This is a genomic window from Rhodobacter sp. P1_C2, from assembly GCF_056406375.1.
Window position 1 is genome coordinate 222210 of record NZ_JBFUAG010000008.1, and the last position, 16317, is coordinate 238526.

Annotated in this window: 19 protein-coding genes; all 19 read left to right on the plus strand. The window is 63.8% G+C overall.

Features of this window, described 5'->3' with window-relative positions:
- The first annotated feature begins 66 nt into the window (after positions 1-66).
- The 19 genes from AC1DZT_RS15780 to AC1DZT_RS15870 all read left to right on the plus strand — a co-directional run bounded on the left by AC1DZT_RS15780 (position 67) and on the right by AC1DZT_RS15870 (position 16258).
- Positions 67-477: a DUF5333 domain-containing protein gene (locus AC1DZT_RS15780; RefSeq protein WP_478007601.1), complete on the plus strand. Its 411-nt coding sequence runs from the start codon at positions 67-69 to the stop codon at positions 475-477.
- On the plus strand, positions 474-974 hold the full coding sequence (locus AC1DZT_RS15785; RefSeq protein ID WP_478007602.1) for a DUF3291 domain-containing protein: 501 nt from the start codon (positions 474-476) through the stop codon (positions 972-974). Before AC1DZT_RS15780 ends, AC1DZT_RS15785 begins: the two co-directional genes overlap by 4 nt.
- 3 nt (positions 975-977) lie before the next feature.
- Positions 978-1112 (plus strand): hypothetical protein, encoded by a 135-nt coding sequence (locus AC1DZT_RS15790; RefSeq protein ID WP_478007603.1) that lies wholly within the window; start codon positions 978-980, stop codon positions 1110-1112.
- 46 nt (positions 1113-1158) lie between these two features.
- Positions 1159-1611 (plus strand): DUF5333 family protein, encoded by a 453-nt coding sequence (locus AC1DZT_RS15795; protein WP_478007604.1) that lies wholly within the window; start codon positions 1159-1161, stop codon positions 1609-1611.
- Between the two features lie 71 nt (positions 1612-1682).
- On the plus strand, positions 1683-3701 hold the full coding sequence (gene nuoG, locus AC1DZT_RS15800; RefSeq protein WP_478007605.1) for an NADH-quinone oxidoreductase subunit NuoG: 2019 nt from the start codon (positions 1683-1685) through the stop codon (positions 3699-3701).
- Positions 3701-4117, plus strand: a complete 417-nt coding sequence (locus AC1DZT_RS15805; protein ID WP_478007620.1) for a hypothetical protein — start codon at positions 3701-3703, stop codon at positions 4115-4117. The genes nuoG and AC1DZT_RS15805 overlap by 1 nt, the downstream gene beginning before the upstream one ends.
- A gap of 25 nt (positions 4118-4142) precedes the next feature.
- Positions 4143-5180 carry an NADH-quinone oxidoreductase subunit NuoH gene (gene nuoH, locus AC1DZT_RS15810; protein WP_478007606.1) on the plus strand — a complete coding sequence of 346 codons (1038 nt, stop codon included), beginning with the start codon at positions 4143-4145 and terminating at the stop codon, positions 5178-5180.
- A gap of 3 nt (positions 5181-5183) precedes the next feature.
- Positions 5184-5444 (plus strand): hypothetical protein, encoded by a 261-nt coding sequence (locus AC1DZT_RS15815; protein WP_478007607.1) that lies wholly within the window; start codon positions 5184-5186, stop codon positions 5442-5444.
- The gene (nuoI, locus tag AC1DZT_RS15820) at positions 5444-5938 is read left to right on the plus strand and encodes an NADH-quinone oxidoreductase subunit NuoI (protein WP_477999431.1); all 495 of its coding nucleotides are present in this window, start codon (positions 5444-5446) and stop codon (positions 5936-5938) included. The genes AC1DZT_RS15815 and nuoI overlap by 1 nt, the downstream gene beginning before the upstream one ends.
- A gap of 13 nt (positions 5939-5951) precedes the next feature.
- Positions 5952-6371, plus strand: a complete 420-nt coding sequence (locus tag AC1DZT_RS15825; RefSeq protein ID WP_478007608.1) for a carboxymuconolactone decarboxylase family protein — start codon at positions 5952-5954, stop codon at positions 6369-6371.
- On the plus strand, positions 6368-6982 hold the full coding sequence (locus AC1DZT_RS15830) for an NADH-quinone oxidoreductase subunit J (protein WP_478007609.1): 615 nt from the start codon (positions 6368-6370) through the stop codon (positions 6980-6982). Before AC1DZT_RS15825 ends, AC1DZT_RS15830 begins: the two co-directional genes overlap by 4 nt.
- Positions 6983-7035: 53 nt before the next feature.
- Entirely contained in the window at positions 7036-7530 is a 495-nt protein-coding gene (locus AC1DZT_RS15835) for a hypothetical protein (protein ID WP_478007610.1), read from the plus strand.
- A 70-nt stretch (positions 7531-7600) separates the two neighbouring features.
- Positions 7601-7909 (plus strand): NADH-quinone oxidoreductase subunit NuoK, encoded by a 309-nt coding sequence (gene nuoK, locus AC1DZT_RS15840; protein WP_477999426.1) that lies wholly within the window; start codon positions 7601-7603, stop codon positions 7907-7909.
- A gap of 4 nt (positions 7910-7913) precedes the next feature.
- Positions 7914-9941 carry an NADH-quinone oxidoreductase subunit L gene (gene nuoL / locus AC1DZT_RS15845; RefSeq protein ID WP_478007611.1) on the plus strand — a complete coding sequence of 676 codons (2028 nt, stop codon included), beginning with the start codon at positions 7914-7916 and terminating at the stop codon, positions 9939-9941.
- A complete protein-coding gene (locus AC1DZT_RS15850) occupies positions 9941-11491 on the plus strand; it encodes an NADH-quinone oxidoreductase subunit M (RefSeq protein WP_478007612.1) in 1551 nt (516 codons plus the stop codon). The genes nuoL and AC1DZT_RS15850 overlap by 1 nt, the downstream gene beginning before the upstream one ends.
- Positions 11492-11503: 12 nt before the next feature.
- Positions 11504-12940 (plus strand): NADH-quinone oxidoreductase subunit NuoN, encoded by a 1437-nt coding sequence (gene nuoN, locus AC1DZT_RS15855; RefSeq protein WP_478007613.1) that lies wholly within the window; start codon positions 11504-11506, stop codon positions 12938-12940.
- Positions 12930-13688, plus strand: a complete 759-nt coding sequence (locus AC1DZT_RS15860) for a biotin--[acetyl-CoA-carboxylase] ligase (RefSeq protein WP_478007614.1) — start codon at positions 12930-12932, stop codon at positions 13686-13688. Before nuoN ends, AC1DZT_RS15860 begins: the two co-directional genes overlap by 11 nt.
- Positions 13689-13761: 73 nt before the next feature.
- Positions 13762-14556, plus strand: coding sequence for a type III pantothenate kinase (locus AC1DZT_RS15865; RefSeq protein WP_478007615.1), 795 nt, complete (start codon positions 13762-13764; stop codon positions 14554-14556).
- Positions 14534-16258: a ribonuclease J gene (locus tag AC1DZT_RS15870; RefSeq protein ID WP_478007616.1), complete on the plus strand. Its 1725-nt coding sequence runs from the start codon at positions 14534-14536 to the stop codon at positions 16256-16258. The genes AC1DZT_RS15865 and AC1DZT_RS15870 overlap by 23 nt, the downstream gene beginning before the upstream one ends.
- Positions 16259-16317 lie beyond the last annotated feature (59 nt).

Sequence of the window (16317 nt, forward strand, 5' to 3'; positions counted from 1 at the left end):
GAGAGAGGGCTGTCGCGCTTTTCCGACGCCCGCCGCGCGACCTCGGGGCTTATGGGATACCTGACAATGACACTTCGCAACCTCGCCCTTGCCGGCCTGATCGCCCTTTCCGGAATGAGTGCCACCGCGGCGACCGTGCCGATGGCGCAGGACAAGCATATCAACGACGAACTCCGCGCCGGTTTTGCGGGCGATCTGCTGCGCAAGACCTGCCCCTCGATCTCGGCCCGGATGCTGGTCGTGGTGGGGCGGCTTTATGACCTGAAATCCTATGCGCAAAGCCATGGCTACACAGCCGAGGATTACGACAAATTCCGCAAGGACCCGGTGCAGAAGGCCCGCCTGAAGGCCGAGGCGGCCGACTACCTCGCCAAGGCTGGCGCGAAGCCCGGCGATGTCGAAAGCTATTGCCAGGTCGGTCGCGACGAGATCGCCAAGAACACGGCCCTTGGCCAGCTGATCCGGTCGTCCAAATGATCCCACCCGGCTTCCACCTGGCCGAGTTGAACGTGGGGCGCCTCCTGGCCCCCACCGACGATCCGCGCGTGGCCGAGTTCATGGCCGCCCTGGACCGCGTCAACGGTCTGGGCACGAGGATGCCGGGTTTCGTCTGGATGATGGAAGGCTCGGGCGAACCCGGAACCGGCAATACCGAGGCCAAGATCGGCGGCGACCCTCAATATGTTTCCAACCTCACCGTCTGGGAAACAGTCGAGACGCTGGAGGCCTTCGTCTGGAACACCGTCCACCGCCAGTTCTATGAACGCCGGGCCGAGTGGTTCGAGGTTCTGGGCCAGATGCATTTCGTCATGTGGTTCGTCCCCGCGGGCCACCGCCCGACCCTGGACGAGGCGCTGGCCCGGCTCGACCACCTGCGCGCCCATGGGCCAAGTGCCGAGGCCTTCGGCTGGGCCTGGCTGGAACAGGCCAAACTCTGGCAGAGCCGCGCCTGCGCGCGCCCGGCGGCGGAGTAGAAGATGGGCAAGACCGCGCGGGATGCAAAATTTATCGCGGCAGGCGCCGTGGCTTGCGGAAAAACCGTTGCCTTCGGACGGCTAAAAGCGGATGAACCGCGCAAGAATGCCTCTGAACGGGGCAATTCGGTTGAGTGAGACGTGAAGACCGTTCAGGCCGGATCGGCCCCGGAAAGGAAACCGTATGACGGGTTTAGGACTTCGAAGCGCAGTCGCGATCTGTTTGTGCCTGTTCGCGTCAGCTTGCGATGATTCCATTCAGGTCACAGTGCCTGTCGCGGCGGGTGGACCGAAGGGACCTCTTACCTTCACGCCTGATCAAAAGCGGCGGCTGATGGATGCGGGCCTGGCCGAAGAAATCACCCGGCAATGCCCGCAGCGTTACGCGATCAATCCAACGGAAAAAGCCGCCTTCGAGCATGAGTTGCAAACGGTCGCGGCTGCGCAGGGCTATCGCTCGGTGACGCATGATGCGCTTATCACGGCAATCGGCGGCCAGAGGGTTTTGCAAGACACGATCTTCGGCTACATCGCGAAACGCAACATCCTCATTACCGACAGTGGCTCTTTCTGTGCCGCGGGCGATGCAGAGGTTGCCGGTCACACTTCCATCGGGAAATATCTGGTTGCCCGTTGAAAGGGCCGCCATAAGACGTTTACAGGGCGTGCGAAGCGTCGGACGGTCGCACCAAAGAAGTAGGGGACACCATGTCTAACCTGAAAAAGCTGATCATCGACGGAATCGAGGTCGAGGTTGATCCGGCGATGACCATCATTCAGGCCGCGGAAGTGGCCGGGGTGGAAATTCCGCGCTTTTGTTACCACGAGCGCCTGACCATCGCCGGCAACTGTCGGATGTGCCTGGTCGAGGTGGTGGGCGGCCCGCCCAAGCCGGCGGCCTCTTGCGCGATGCAGGTCCGCGACCTGCGCGGCGGCCCCAATGGCGAGCCTGCCGTGGTCAAGACCAACACGCCGATGGTCAAGAAGGCCCGCGAGGGCGTCATGGAATTCCTGCTGATCAACCACCCGCTGGATTGCCCGATCTGCGACCAAGGTGGGGAGTGCGACCTGCAGGATCAAGCCATGGCTTATGGCGTCGACTTCTCACGTTACCGCGAGCCCAAGCGCGCCTCCGAGGATCTCGACCTCGGCCCGCTGGTCGAAACCAAGATGACGCGCTGCATCTCCTGCACACGCTGCGTCCGCTTCACCACCGAAGTGGCCGGCATCACCCAGATGGGCCAGACCGGCCGGGGCGAGGATGCCGAGATCACCTCTTACCTGAACATGACGCTCGATTCGAACCTGCAGGGCAATATCATCGACCTCTGCCCGGTGGGGGCGCTGACCTCCAAGCCCTATGCCTTCACCGCCCGGCCCTGGGAACTGACCAAGACCGAGAGCATCGACGTGATGGACGCGCTCGGCTCGAACATCCGGATCGACACCAAGGGCCGCGAAGTGATGCGGATTCTGCCGCGCAACCATGACGGCGTGAACGAAGAGTGGATTTCCGACAAGTCGCGCTTCATCTGGGACGGTCTGCGCCGCCAACGGCTGGACACGCCCTACATCCGCGAGAACGGCAAGCTGCGCAAAGCCGGCTGGGGCGAGGCTCTGGTCAAGGTGGCATCCGCGATGGCCGGCAAGAAGGTCGTGGGCCTCGTCGGTGATCTCGCCCCGGTCGAGGCGGCCTATAGCCTCAAGACCCTGATCGAATCGCTGGGTGGTCATGTCGAATCGCGCACCGATGGCGCGCGACTGCCGATCGGCAACCGCTCGGCCTATGTCGGCACCGCGAAGATCGAGGATATCGACAGCGCCAAGGGCATCCTGCTGATCGGGACCAACCCGCGGCTTGAGGCTCCGGTCCTGAACGCCCGCATCCGCAAGGCCTGGCTCAAGGGCGCGCAGGTCGGGCTGGTGGGGCAGGCGGCGGATCTGACCTACGACTACCACCATTTCGGCACCGACCGTCAGGCGCTGGCCGATCATCTGGCCTTTGCGCAGGCCAACAAGGGTCCGGGCCCGGGCATCGTGATCGTCGGCCAAGGGGCGATCTCCGAGGCTGATGGCGAGGCCGTTCTGGCCCATGCCATGGCGATTGCCGCTTCGCAGGACGCCAAGCTTCTGGTCCTGCACACCGCCGCCTCGCGCGTCGGCGCGATGGATGTGGGTGCGGTGACCGAGGGCGGGCTTCTGGCCGCCATCGAGGGCGCCGAGGTCATCTACAACATGGGCGCCGACGAGGTCGAAATCGCGGCGGGTCCCTTCGTGATCTATCAGGGCAGCCATGGCGACCGCGGGGCCAACCGCGCCGACGTGATCCTGCCGGGGGCGGCCTATACCGAAGAAAACGGCCTGTTCGTGAACACCGAAGGCCGCCCGCAGCTGGCGCTGCGCGCCGGTTTCGCGCCGGGCGAGGCCAAGGAAAACTGGGCGATCCAGCGTGCACTGTCGGCCGAACTCGGCAAGACCCTGCCCTGGGACAGCCTCGCGCAACTGCGCGCCGCCATCGTGGCCCAGCACCCGCACCTGGGTGCCATCGACAGCGTGGCCGACAATGGCTGGACCCCGGTCGCCCTGCGCGACATGGGGGCCGCGAGTTTCCGCAACGCCTTCAAGAGCTTCTATCTGACCAACCCGATCGCCCGCGCCTCCACCACGATGGGCGAGCTGGCCGCGCTGGAAGCCGAACGCGCCGCACCGAAGCTGGCGGCGGAATGATGGTTCTGTCGCGTCCCCTTGCCGGGCTGACCTGCACCGCTTTTGCGGTGCTGGCGGCTTGCGCCGAGGGGACGGGGCAGGCGGAAGAGACGACGAAGGCCGATTTCAAACCGGCCTATCTGGGAATCGAGACCGTCCTCATGGAGGGCGATCTGGTCGATTTCCGGGTGGCCATGAAGGGCGCCCGCAACCGCGACGACGTATCGAATTACGCGCGTTGTGCTGCGGCGCAGTATGCACTGATCCGGGGCTACGGTTTTGCGCGCCATCTGCGCACGAATATCGCGGAAACCGGTGGAACTTGGCGCGGAGATGCGATTTACACCATCTCGGCATCACTGCCTTTGGGGCTGCGCACGATTGACGCCGAAGTAACGGTGCGGGACTGCGGCGACCAGGGAATACCAACGGTTTGAGGCCGTGAGTAAAGGGACGGAAAGTATGACTGCTTTTTTCCAGACGGGGCTTGGCACGGCAGTGCTGCTGATCGCCCAAAGCGTGCTCATCATCGCTTTCGTGATGATCAGCCTTCTGTTCCTCGTCTATGGCGACCGCAAGATCTGGGCCGCCGTTCAGATGCGGCGCGGGCCGAACGTGGTGGGGCCCTTCGGCGCCCTGCAATCGGTCGCGGATGCGCTGAAGTTCATCCTGAAGGAAATCATCGTCCCCGCCGGGGCGGACCGCGCGGTCTTCTTCCTCGCGCCCATGGTCAGCTTCGTGCTGGCGGTGCTGGCCTGGGCCGTGGTTCCCTTCGCGCAGGGCTGGGTGCTGGCCGATATCAACGTGGCTGTCCTCTTCGTCTTCGCCGCCTCCTCGCTTGAGGTTTACGGCGTGATCATGGGCGGCTGGGCCTCGAACTCGAAATACCCGTTCCTCGGCTCCTTGCGGTCCGCCGCGCAGATGATCTCTTACGAGGTCTCGCTGGGCCTGATCATCATCGGCATCATCATCTCGACCGGGTCGATGAGCTTTGGTCATATCGTGGCCGCACAGAACACCGGCTGGGGGCTTCTGGGTTGGTACTGGCTGCCGCACCTGCCGATGGTCGTCTTGTTCTTCATCTCGGCGCTCGCCGAAACCAACCGCCCGCCCTTCGACCTTCCCGAAGCGGAATCCGAACTGGTGGCCGGCTTCATGGTCGAATATTCCTCGACCCCCTACCTTCTGTTCATGGCCGGCGAATATATCGCGATCTGGCTGATGTGCGCGCTTCTGTCGATCCTGTTCTTCGGCGGCTGGCTCTCGCCCATCCCGGGCCTGCCCGACGGGTTCCTGTGGATGTTCGGCAAGATGGTGGTCTGGTTCTTCATGTTCGCCATGGTGAAGGCCATCGTGCCGCGCTACCGCTATGACCAGCTGATGCGGATCGGCTGGAAGGTCTTCCTGCCGCTGTCGCTGGCTTGGGTGGTGATCATCTCCTTCCTGGCGAAATACGAAATCCTCGGCCATTTCTGGGCCCGTTTCTCGATGGGAGGCTGAACCATGGCTGACATGCACCACCGCCTGAACGCTGACCGCAACGGCCATCTGATCGTTCTGGAACCTTATGAGCATCACTGGGAAATCCTGGTCGATGACATCATGATCGCCAAGCGCGACACGCTGGACCTGCACGAGGTGGCCAAGCTTCTGGTCGCCCATGGCACGCTGAACGCCCATGAGGCCGCCGAGCTTGCGCACCCGGAACATTGGGCCTCGCATGAGATGCCCGAAGCCTCGCCCACCACTTCGGAGGACAAATGATGGCTGACGTCGATTGGGGCCGCGCCACCAAATACTTCCTGCTCTTCGACTTCATCAAAGGCTTCGGCCTTGGCATGAAGTATTTCTTCGCGCCGAAAGCCACGCTGAACTACCCGCATGAGAAGGGCCCGCTTTCGCCCCGTTTCCGCGGCGAACACGCGCTGCGCCGCTATCCGAGCGGTGAGGAACGCTGCATCGCCTGCAAGCTTTGCGAAGCGGTCTGCCCGGCGCAAGCCATCACCATCGACGCCGAACCGCGCGACGACGGCAGCCGCCGCACCACGCGCTATGACATCGACATGACCAAGTGCATCTACTGCGGCTTCTGCCAGGAAGCCTGCCCGGTCGATGCCATCGTCGAAGGCCCGAACTTCGAATTCGCCTCGGAAACCCGCGAGGAGCTGTTCTACGACAAGGCCAAACTGCTGGACAACGGCGACCGCTGGGAAGCCGAGATTGCCCGCAACCTTGAACTTGACGCCCCTTACCGGTGAGGCCCAACCGCTGATGACCCAGGATTTCGCCAAATTCTTCCAGACGATGATGGAGCAGGGCCAGCAGATGGCCAAGGCTTTCACGCCCGGCGCCTCCGGTTTCGGCGGCGTCGATCCCTCGACGTTCGAGAAGATGTTCCCGGCGATGCCGAAGGAAATGCTGGAGTTCTTCTTCGGCAAGACCTTCAACCCCGAAGGGCTCGACGCGCGGACCCGCTTTCTGGTGACGATCGCGGCGCAGACCGTGCTTGGCCCCCTGGGCGAGCCGCAGCTGCGCCCGACCGTCCGGAATGCCCTGGCCGCCGGCGCCACCAAACGCGAGATCGCCGAGGTGATCTGGCAAATGTCCATGTTCGGCGGCTTGCCCGCCACCCAGAAGGCGCTTGAGATCGCGCAAGCCGTCTTCACTGAAACCGAGGAGAAGCCCGCATGACCGTGGCAGTTCTGGCCTTTTACGCCTTTGCAATCGTCACGGTCGCTGCGGCCCTGATGGTGACGCTCAGCCGCAACCCGGTGCATTCGGTGCTGTGGCTGATCCTGACCTTCCTGTCGGGCGCGGGGCTTTTCGTGCTCTTGGGGGCCGAGTTCGTGGCGATGCTGCTGATCATCGTCTATGTCGGCGCCGTGGCGGTTCTGTTCCTCTTCGTCGTCATGATGCTTGACGTCGACTTCGAGGAACTGAAGGGACAGATGGCGAAATACATGCCGCTCGGCCTGCTGGTCGGTGTGGTGATCCTGATGCAGCTGGCCTTCGGGATCGGCGCCTGGGTTGCGGCCGATGGCGCGATGGGCCTGCACCAGGCGCCGACGCCGGATGCGGCGCAGGTGGAAAACACCCGCGCTCTGGGTCTCTTGATCTATGACAAATACCTCTACCTCTTCCAACTCGCCGGTCTGATCCTGCTGGTGGCGATGATCGGCGCCATCGTGCTGACGCTGCGGCACAGGAAGGACATCAAGCGCCAGAACGTGCTGCACCAGATGTGGCGCGACCCGGCCAAGGCGCTGGAGATGATCGACGTGAAGCCGGGGCAGGGCCTGTAACGGATTTTGAGTGGAATGCCCCGCGGGGCGGTGTTTTGGAAAGGTGGATGCAGATGATGAGGACGGTTCTTGCGACTGTGATTGTTGCCCTTTCGGCGACGGCCGCGCTGTCGGATACGACGACGCAGACCTCGACCCAATTGCCCGCCTGCGGGCTGGAATCCAAGAACGCCTTCGGCGCTCACAAGGCCTATCCCGCCATCGACGAGGGCAATGGCTATGTCGGCTTCAAGACCGAGGACATCGACGCCGCCGGGTTGAAGGAGCGTTATTCGCTGGTCAACTGCGCCACCCGCACCATCGTTCAGGTCAAGGCGGAATATCCGATCACCGAGGCCTCGTCCGGCGCCGACCTGCTTGGCATGGTCGACAAGCTGCACAAGGCCCGCAAGATCGCCAATGAGGCGCTTTTCGCCAGCACGGCCAAGCGCGCCGGCTATGACGTGGTACAGGGCAAGCTGCCCAAACCCTTCACCGCCGACGCCTCGCGCCCGGAATGCGGCTGCCGACTTTACTACCCCGAGACCGTAAGTCTCTGGGTGAAATGACAAAGCCGCCTGCTCCACAAGGGGCGGGCGCAAGGAAAGACAAACGGGCCAAGACCCGGAGGGACTGCGGATGCAAATCGGACTGGAACATTATCTTGTCGTGGCGGCGGCCTTGTTCGTCATCGGCATTTTTGGCATCTTCCTCAACCGGAAGAACGTGATCGTCATCCTGATGTCGATCGAACTGATGCTTCTGGCCGTGAACATCAACTTCGTGGCCTTTTCCTCGAAATCGGGCGATCTGGTGGGGCAGGTGTTCACCCTGTTCATCCTGACGGTCGCCGCCGCCGAGGCCGCCATCGGCCTTGCCATCCTGGTCGTGTTCTTCCGCAACCGCGGCACGATTGAAGTTGAAGACGCGAACGTGATGAAGGGCTGAGGATATGGCAAGTCTCAACACACTTGCGCCAGTGATCTTGCTGGCACCCTTGGTGGGCTCGCTGATCTGCGGGTTCTTCTGGCGCCTGATCGGCGAGAAGACCGGCCAGATCGTGGCGACCGGCCTGCTGTTTCTGGCGGCCGTGCTGTCCTGGGTCGTCTTCCTCGGCTTCGACGGCACCACGCAGCATATCGAGCTGATGCGCTGGGTCGAAAGCGGCACGCTGTCGACCGACTGGGCGATCCGGCTGGACCGCTTGACGGCGATCATGCTGGTCGTGGTCAACACGGTCTCGGCGCTGGTCCACCTCTACAGCTTTGGCTACATGGCGCATGACGAGAACTGGGGCCATAGCGAGCCTTACCGGGCGCGTTTCTTCGCTTACCTGTCGTTCTTCACCTTCTCGATGCTGGCGCTGATCACCTCGGACAACCTGGTCCAGATGTTCTTCGGCTGGGAGGGTGTGGGCGTCGCCTCCTACCTGCTGATCGGCTTCTACTATCGCAAGCCCTCGGCCTCGGCGGCGGCGATCAAGGCCTTCGTGGTCAACAGGGTCGGCGACTTCGGCTTTGCGCTTGGCATCTTCGCGCTGTTCTACCTGACCGACTCGATCAAGTTCGATGACGTCTTTGCCGCGACCCCGACGCTGGGCACCACCGATCTGCATTTCCTCTGGGGCACCTGGTCGGCGGCCAATGTGATCGGCGTCCTTCTGTTCATCGGCGCTTGCGGCAAGTCGGCGCAGCTCTTCCTGCACACCTGGCTGCCCGACGCGATGGAAGGCCCGACGCCGGTGTCGGCGCTGATCCACGCCGCCACCATGGTCACCGCTGGGGTCTTCCTGGTCTGCCGGATGTCGCCGCTTTATGAATTCGCCCCGCAGGCGAAAGAGCTGATCGTCGTCATCGGCGCCTCGACCGCCTTCTTCGCCGCGACCGTTGGTCTGGTGCAGAACGACATCAAGCGCGTGATCGCCTATTCGACCTGTTCGCAGCTGGGCTACATGTTCGTGGCGGCGGGTTCGGGCGTCTATGGTGCTGCGATGTTCCACCTCTTCACGCATGCCTTCTTCAAGGCCATGCTGTTCCTTGGCGCGGGTTCCGTCATCACCGCGATGCACCACGAACAGGACATGCGGAACTACGGCGCCCTGCGCAAGAAGATCCCCTTCACCTTCGCCATGATGATGATCGGCACGCTCGCCATCACCGGCGTCGGCATCCCCTTCTCGGGTGAGTGGTTCGGCACGCCGATCGGCTTTGCGGGCTTCCTGTCGAAGGACGCGATCATCGAGAGCGCCTATGCCGGCGGGTCGATGTATGGCTTCACCCTTCTGGTGGTGGCGGCCTGCTTCACCTCCTTCTACTCGTGGCGGCTGATCTTCATGACCTTCTATGGTCCGGAAAAGGGCGATCATCACGCGCATGAACATGCGCATGAAAGCCCGCTGGTCATGACCATTCCCTTGGCCGTTCTGGCCCTCGGCGCGGTCTTCGCGGGGATGTTCTGGTTCAACGACTTCTTCGGCAACCACGAGACGATGTCGCATTTCTTCTCGCTGCACGAGGGCGCGGCCCCCGGCACCGGTGCGATCTACATGGGCGAAGAGAACAAGGTCCTGGAAGAAGCCCACCACAGCCCGGCCTGGGTCAGCCTCTCGCCCTTCGTGGCCATGCTGCTTGGCTTCCTCGTGGCCTACCAGTTCTACATCCGCAATCCCAAGCTGCCGGGCCAACTGGCCGCGCAGCAGGCACCGCTCTACCGCTTCCTGCTGAACAAGTGGTACTTCGACGAGCTTTATGAGGTGATCTTCGTGCGCGCCGCCAAGGGTCTTGGCCGCTTCCTGTGGAAGCGCGGCGATCAGCAGATCATCGACGGCACGCTGAACGGCGTCGCTCTGGGGATCGTTCCCTTCTTCACCCGGCTCGCGGGCCGGGCGCAATCTGGCTATATCTTCACCTACGCCTTCGCGATGGTTCTGGGGATTGCGCTTCTGATCACCTGGATGACCATCGCCGGAGGGACGCACTGATGTCCAATCTTCTCTCTATCGTCACCTTCATCCCGGCGGTGGCTGCGGTGATCCTCGCGCTGTTCCTGCGCGGCAATGACCCGGCGGCGCAGCGCAATGCCAAATGGCTGGCCTTCTTCGCCACCTCCTTGAGCTTTCTCGTCTCGCTTCTGGTGCTGAAGAATTTCGATCCGTCCAACACCGGCTTCCAGATGGTCGAGGATCATCCCTGGGTGATGGGCTTCCATTACAAGATGGGCGTGGACGGGATCTCAATCCTCTTCGTCATGCTGACCACCTTCCTGATGCCGATCACGATTGCCTCGTGCTGGAACGTGACCGACCGCGTGAAGGATTACATGATCGCCTTCCTGCTGCTCGAGACGCTGATGCTTGGCGTCTTCACCGCGCTGGACCTCGTGCTGTTCTACCTGTTCTTCGAAGCCGGCCTGATCCCGATGTTCCTGATCATCGGCATCTGGGGCGGGGTGAACCGGATCTATGCCTCGTTCAAGTTCTTCCTCTACACTTTCCTCGGCTCGGTCCTGATGCTGGTTGCCATGGTGGCCATGTACAAGGCGGCGGGCACGACGGATATCCCGACGCTGATGACCTTCAAATTCGCCCATGACCCGATGGTCGTGCTGGGGATGAATGTCACCGGCGGGATGCAGACGCTTCTGTTCCTCGCCTTCTTCGCCAGCTTCGCGGTCAAGATGCCGATGTGGCCGGTCCATACCTGGTTGCCCGATGCCCACGTTCAGGCCCCCACGGCCGGTTCGGTGGTTCTGGCGGCGATCCTCCTGAAGATGGGCGGCTACGGTTTCCTGCGCTTCTCGATGCCGATGTTCCCGGTGGCGGCCGATCTGTGGAGCCCGGTGGTCTTCTGGATGTCCGCTATCGCCATCGTCTACACCTCGCTGGTGGCGCTGGTGCAGTCGGACATGAAGAAGCTGGTGGCCTATTCCTCGGTCGCCCACATGGGCTATGTCACCATGGGCATCTTTACGATGACCCAGCAGGGCGTCGATGGTGCTATCTTCCAGATGCTGAGCCACGGCTTCATCTCGGGTGCCATGTTCCTTTGCGTCGGCGTGATCTATGACCGGATGCACACCCGTGAGATCGACGCCTATGGCGGGTTGATCAACCGGATGCCGGCCTATGCCCTGGTCTTCATGTTCTTCACCATGGCCAACGTCGGCCTGCCGGGCACGAGCGGCTTCGTGGGCGAGTTCCTGACCCTCATGGGCATCTTCCAGGTCAACACCTGGGTGGCGGCCGTCGCGACCTCGGGCGTCATCCTCTCGGCGGCCTATGGCCTCTGGCTCTACCGCCGCGTCGTCTTTGGCGCGCTGGTCAAGGAGAGCCTCAAGACCATCACCGACATGACCCGGCGCGAGCGGGCGATCTTCGCCCCGCTGATCGTGATGACGCTGCTTCTGGGCGTCTATCCCAAGGCGGTCACCGATATCATCGGCCCCTCGGTCGGGGCGATGATCACCCAATTCCGCGCCGATGTGCCGGCCCCGGCTCCTGCCGTGGTCGCCGCGACGCCCGTTTCGAACTGAGAGGGGCCAGAGATGTTGACCCAAGATATCCACACGGTCCTTCCCGAGCTGATCCTGGCGATCTACGCGCTGGCGGCCCTGCTTTTCGCGGTCTACACCGGCAAGGACGGGGTGACCAATGCCCTGACCTGGGCCACCGGCGGCGTCATGGTGGCGCTGGCGCTGTGGATCGGTGTCGGCGAAAGCGGCAGCCACATGGCCTTCGGCGGGCTTTTCGTCGATGACGCCTTCGCGCGCTTTGCCAAGGTGACCATCCTTCTGTCGGCAGCGGCGGTTCTGGTGATCAGCCAGGATTTCATGATGCGGCGCGGGCTGGGCCGGTTCGAGTACCCGATCCTCGTTGTCCTGTCGGTCATCGGCATGATGGCGATGGTCTCGGCGGGCGACCTCATGTCGCTTTACATGGGCCTCGAACTGCAATCGCTGGCGCTTTACGTCGTGGCTTCGATCCAGCGCGACAGCGCGCGGTCGACGGAAGCCGGCCTCAAGTATTTCGTCCTTGGCGCCTTGTCCTCGGGCCTGCTGCTCTACGGGGCCTCGCTGGTCTATGGCTATGCCGGGACCACGGGCTTTGCCGGCATCCTGACCACCGTCAGCCATGGCGTTCCGGTCGGGCTGCTGTTCGGTCTGGTCTTCATGATCTCGGGCCTCGCCTTCAAGGTCTCGGCCGCGCCCTTCCACATGTGGACGCCGGACGTCTACGAGGGTGCGCCGACCCCGGTCACCGCCTTCTTCGCCACGGCCCCCAAGGTCGCCGCGATGGCGCTGATCGGCCGTCTGGTCTTTGACGCCTTCGGTGGCATCACCTCGCAGTGGAGCCAGGTTCTGGCGGCGCTGTCGGTCGTCTCGATGTTCGTGGGGGCAATTGCCGCCATCGGGCAGAAGGACATCAAGCGCCTGATGGCCTATTCCTCGATCGCCCATATGGGCTTTGCGCTGATGGGTCTGGCCGCGGGCACCGCTTACGGCGTGCAGGCGATGCTGATGTACATGGCGATCTATGTCACGATGAACGTCGGCACCTTCGCCTTCATCATGTCGCTGGAAATGGGGGGCAAGCCGGTTACCGACATCACCCTCCTGAACCAGTTCTCCAAGCGCGAGCCTTTGAAGGCGCTGGCCGTGCTGGTCCTGATGTTCTCGCTGGCCGGTGTGCCGCCGATGCTGGGTTTCTTCGGGAAGTTCTATGTGCTGAAGGCCGCGGTCGATGCCGGGATGAGCTGGCTGGCCGTGACCGGCGTGGTGGCTTCGGTGATCGGTGCCTTCTACTACCTGCGCATCGTCTTCTACATGTACTTCGGCGCCGAGCAGGAGGGGGCTTCCAGCCGGATGGCTCCGGTCCAGTGGCTGGCGCTAATGGCGGTGGCCGTGATCATGCTGGTGGGCGTCATCAACTTCTTCGGCATCGAACCCGCAGCCGTCGCTGCCGCAGCTTCGCTTGTCGGCTGAGGTCACCTGGCCCGAAGATGTGGCCCGCCACATCTTCGAAAGCCTCGACAGCACCAATGCCCATGCCCTGAGGCAGGCCCCGCAGACGCCGGGGCCTGCGTGGTTTCTGGCGCGCGAGCAGACCGCCGGCAAAGGCCGCCGTGCCCGGCCCTGGGCCAGTCCCAAGGGCAATTTCTACGCCACGCTGCTGCTTCATCCGACCGAGCCCGCGGCAGAGGTCGCCCTGCGCTCCTTCGCCGCCGCGCTGGCGCTGCGCGATGCGCTGGTGGGGCTGACCGGGCTTGGCCCCGCGATCAGCCTGAAATGGCCCAATGACGTGCTCTTCAACGGGGGCAAGCTGGCCGGGATCTTGTTGGAAAGCGCCTCGCAAGGGCCGGGCGTGGCGCATCTGGCCATCGGTATCGGCGTCAACCTGATCGGCGCGCCCGATGCTTCGATGGTCGAACCCGGCGCCGTGCGTCCGGTGTCACTGTTGCAGGAGACAGGCCTGCGCATCACGCCCGAGACCTTCCTGACCCATCTGGCCGCCGCCTATGCCAAATGGGAGGCGCGTTTTCGGGCCGAGGGCTTCGCCCCGCTGCGCGAGGCCTGGCTTTCCTCTGCCGCGCGTCTGGGCGAGGTCATCCAGGCCCGCACCGGCACCACGACCCGGATCGGCACCTTCGAGACGATCGACCCCGCCGGCAACCTGATCCTGATCACATCCGAGGGCCGCGAGGCCATTCCCGCCGCCGAGGTCTTCTTTTGACCCCGGCCCGCGCTATCTTGAACCGGGCGGGGCCTGCGACCCGGCCCAAGCTTCCGACAGACCCGAGGTCCCCATGCTGCTCGCGATAGACTGCGGCAATACCAACACCGTGTTTTCGATCTGGGATGGCGCGAAGTTCCGCGCCACCTGGCGGATCTCGACCGACCACAAGCGGACGGCGGATGAATATTTCGTCTGGCTCTCCTCTCTGATGGCGCTGACCAAGGTCGAGGCCCATGTGACCGAGGCGATCATCTCCTCCACCGTGCCGCGGGTGGTCTTCAACCTGCGCGTCCTCTGCAACCGCTATTTCGACTGCCGCCCGCTGGTGGTGGGCAAGCCGGAATGCCGCCTGCCGCATCCGCCGCGGGTCGATCAGGGCGTGACGGTCGGCCCCGACCGGCTGGTCAACACCGAAGCCGGTTTTGACCGCCACGGCGGCAATCTGATCGTGGTGGATTTCGGCACGGCCACGACCTTCGACGTGGTCGATGACGATGGCGCCTATGTCGGCGGGGTGATCGCGCCGGGCGCCAACCTCAGCCTCGAGGCGCTGCACATGGCGGCGGCGGCCCTGCCGCATGTCGATGTCGCCCGCCCGGCCAAGGCGATCGGCACGAATACGATAGCCTGCATGCAATCGGGCGTGTATTGGGGCTATATCGGACTGGTCGAGGGCATTGTGCGCGAAGTGCGCAAGGAACGCGCCGCCCCGATGAAAGTCATTGCGACCGGCGGGCTGGCCCCGCTCTTCGCGCAAGGAACCGAACTTTTCGATGCGATCGAGGACGATCTGACCATGCATGGCCTCGTCCTCATCCACGCCTTTAACAAAGAGAGTGCCGATGGCCCCGAAACAAAGCCCTGACAAGCTGATCCTCACCTCGCAGGTGCGCAATGGCGACAGGCTGATCTATCTTCCGCTCGGCGGTGCCGGGGAAATCGGCATGAACGCCTATGTCTATGGCTATGGCCCGCCCGGCAAGGAGCGGCTGATCCTGGTCGATATCGGCGTGGCCTTCCCGGATATGGATGGCTCGCCCGGTGTCGATCTGATCATGGCCGATATTTCTTGGCTGACCGCAAGGTTGGACCGGCTGGAGGCGATCTTCATCACCCATGGCCACGAGGATCACCTTGGCGGTCTGCCGCATCTCTGGTCGCAGATGAAGAAGCCGGTCTATGCCCGCGCCTTCACGGCGACGCTGGGGCGGCTGAAGATGGAAGAGGCGGGCCTTGCGCGTGATGCGATCCGCACCGTCAAGCCGCGCCCCGAGGTGGTGGAGGCCGGCCCCTTCAAGGTGCAGTTCCTGCCGGTCAGCCATTCTATCCCGGAAAGCGCCGGGCTTCTGATCGACACGCCGATCGGCCGGATCATCCACTCCGGCGATTTCAAGCTCGACCGCAACCCGATCGTGGGCGAGCCCTGGGATGACGCGATGTTCGAGGAGATCGCGGCCGAGCGCCCGATCAAGGCGCTGATGTGCGACAGCACGAACGTGTTTTCTCCGCTTCCGGGCCGGTCGGAATCGACCCTGGCCGTGCCGCTGGCCGAACTGATCGCGGCGCAGGCCGGGATGGTGGTGGCCACGACCTTCGCCTCGAACGTCGCGCGTCTGAAGACGCTGGCCGAGGCCGGGCGCGCCGCGGGCCGCACCGTCTGCCTGCTGGGCCGGGCGATGAAGCGGATGGTTTCGGCGGCGGAACAGTCGGGCGTGCTTCTGGGCTTTCCGCGCCATGTCGCGCCCGAGGACGCGCTGGAAGTGCCGCGCCGCAACCTGATGCTGATCGTGACCGGCAGTCAGGGCGAACGCCGGGCGGCCTCGGCCCAGCTGGCGCGGGGCAAGTACCTGGGGCTGGAGCTGCGCGAGGGGGATACGTTCCTCTTCTCCTCCAAGACCATTCCGGGCAATGAGCGCGATGTGCTGAAGGTGGTCAATGCCCTGTCCGAGAAGGGCGTGAACATCGTCGATGACAATGGCGGGCTGTACCACGTCTCGGGCCATGCCAACCGGCCCGATCTGGAACATGTGCACCGGCTTCTCTTGCCCGACATGGTGGTGCCGATGCATGGCGAACACCGCCATCTGCGCGAACATGTGAAGATCGCCACCGATGCGGGGATCGCCTCGATCATCGCGACCAATGGCACGATGCTGAACCTGACCGGCGAAGTGCCGGTGGTGGCCGAGCGGGTCGAGACGGGCCGGGTCTATCTGGACGGCACGGCGCTGGTCGGCGCGCTGGACGGGGTGATCCGCAACCGGATCCGGCTGGCGCTGAACGGCCATGTCACGGTGACGCTGATCGTGGATGAGGATGGCGAGGCCCTGGGCGAGCCCTGGGTCGATATCCTCGGCCTGTCGCCGGTCGGGCGCGGCGGGCGCGATCTGGCCGAGACGCTGGAAGGCGATCTGGGCGAGTTCGTCGAAGGCGCGGGCCGCAAGGTCATGGCGGACGACGACAAGCTGGAAGAGGCGCTGAAGCGCGTGGTGCGCCAGGTGACGATGGAAGAGATCGGCAAGAAGCCGGAAGTGACCGTGGTGATCAGCCGGCTTTCGGCAGAGTGATCCCGGCCCGGGGGGCGCTCGGCGGACCCGGCGCGGGGGGCTGGCCGCCCCCCGCACCC

Coding starts and splice junctions, on each gene's coding strand:
- AC1DZT_RS15850 (WP_478007612.1), top strand. CDS start 9,941: ATGTCCAATCTTCTCTCTATCGTCACCTTCATCCCGGCGGTGGCTGCG.
- nuoN (WP_478007613.1), top strand. CDS start 11,504: ATGTTGACCCAAGATATCCACACGGTCCTTCCCGAGCTGATCCTGGCG.
- nuoL (WP_478007611.1), top strand. CDS start 7,914: ATGGCAAGTCTCAACACACTTGCGCCAGTGATCTTGCTGGCACCCTTG.
- AC1DZT_RS15830 (WP_478007609.1), top strand. CDS start 6,368: ATGACCGTGGCAGTTCTGGCCTTTTACGCCTTTGCAATCGTCACGGTC.
- AC1DZT_RS15780 (WP_478007601.1), top strand. CDS start 67: ATGACACTTCGCAACCTCGCCCTTGCCGGCCTGATCGCCCTTTCCGGA.
- AC1DZT_RS15805 (WP_478007620.1), top strand. CDS start 3,701: ATGGTTCTGTCGCGTCCCCTTGCCGGGCTGACCTGCACCGCTTTTGCG.
- AC1DZT_RS15870 (WP_478007616.1), top strand. CDS start 14,534: ATGGCCCCGAAACAAAGCCCTGACAAGCTGATCCTCACCTCGCAGGTG.
- nuoI (WP_477999431.1), top strand. CDS start 5,444: ATGGCTGACGTCGATTGGGGCCGCGCCACCAAATACTTCCTGCTCTTC.
- nuoG (WP_478007605.1), top strand. CDS start 1,683: ATGTCTAACCTGAAAAAGCTGATCATCGACGGAATCGAGGTCGAGGTT.
- AC1DZT_RS15795 (WP_478007604.1), top strand. CDS start 1,159: ATGACGGGTTTAGGACTTCGAAGCGCAGTCGCGATCTGTTTGTGCCTG.
- AC1DZT_RS15785 (WP_478007602.1), top strand. CDS start 474: ATGATCCCACCCGGCTTCCACCTGGCCGAGTTGAACGTGGGGCGCCTC.
- AC1DZT_RS15865 (WP_478007615.1), top strand. CDS start 13,762: ATGCTGCTCGCGATAGACTGCGGCAATACCAACACCGTGTTTTCGATC.
- AC1DZT_RS15815 (WP_478007607.1), top strand. CDS start 5,184: ATGGCTGACATGCACCACCGCCTGAACGCTGACCGCAACGGCCATCTG.
- AC1DZT_RS15790 (WP_478007603.1), top strand. CDS start 978: ATGGGCAAGACCGCGCGGGATGCAAAATTTATCGCGGCAGGCGCCGTG.
- nuoK (WP_477999426.1), top strand. CDS start 7,601: ATGCAAATCGGACTGGAACATTATCTTGTCGTGGCGGCGGCCTTGTTC.
- nuoH (WP_478007606.1), top strand. CDS start 4,143: ATGACTGCTTTTTTCCAGACGGGGCTTGGCACGGCAGTGCTGCTGATC.
- AC1DZT_RS15825 (WP_478007608.1), top strand. CDS start 5,952: ATGACCCAGGATTTCGCCAAATTCTTCCAGACGATGATGGAGCAGGGC.
- AC1DZT_RS15835 (WP_478007610.1), top strand. CDS start 7,036: ATGATGAGGACGGTTCTTGCGACTGTGATTGTTGCCCTTTCGGCGACG.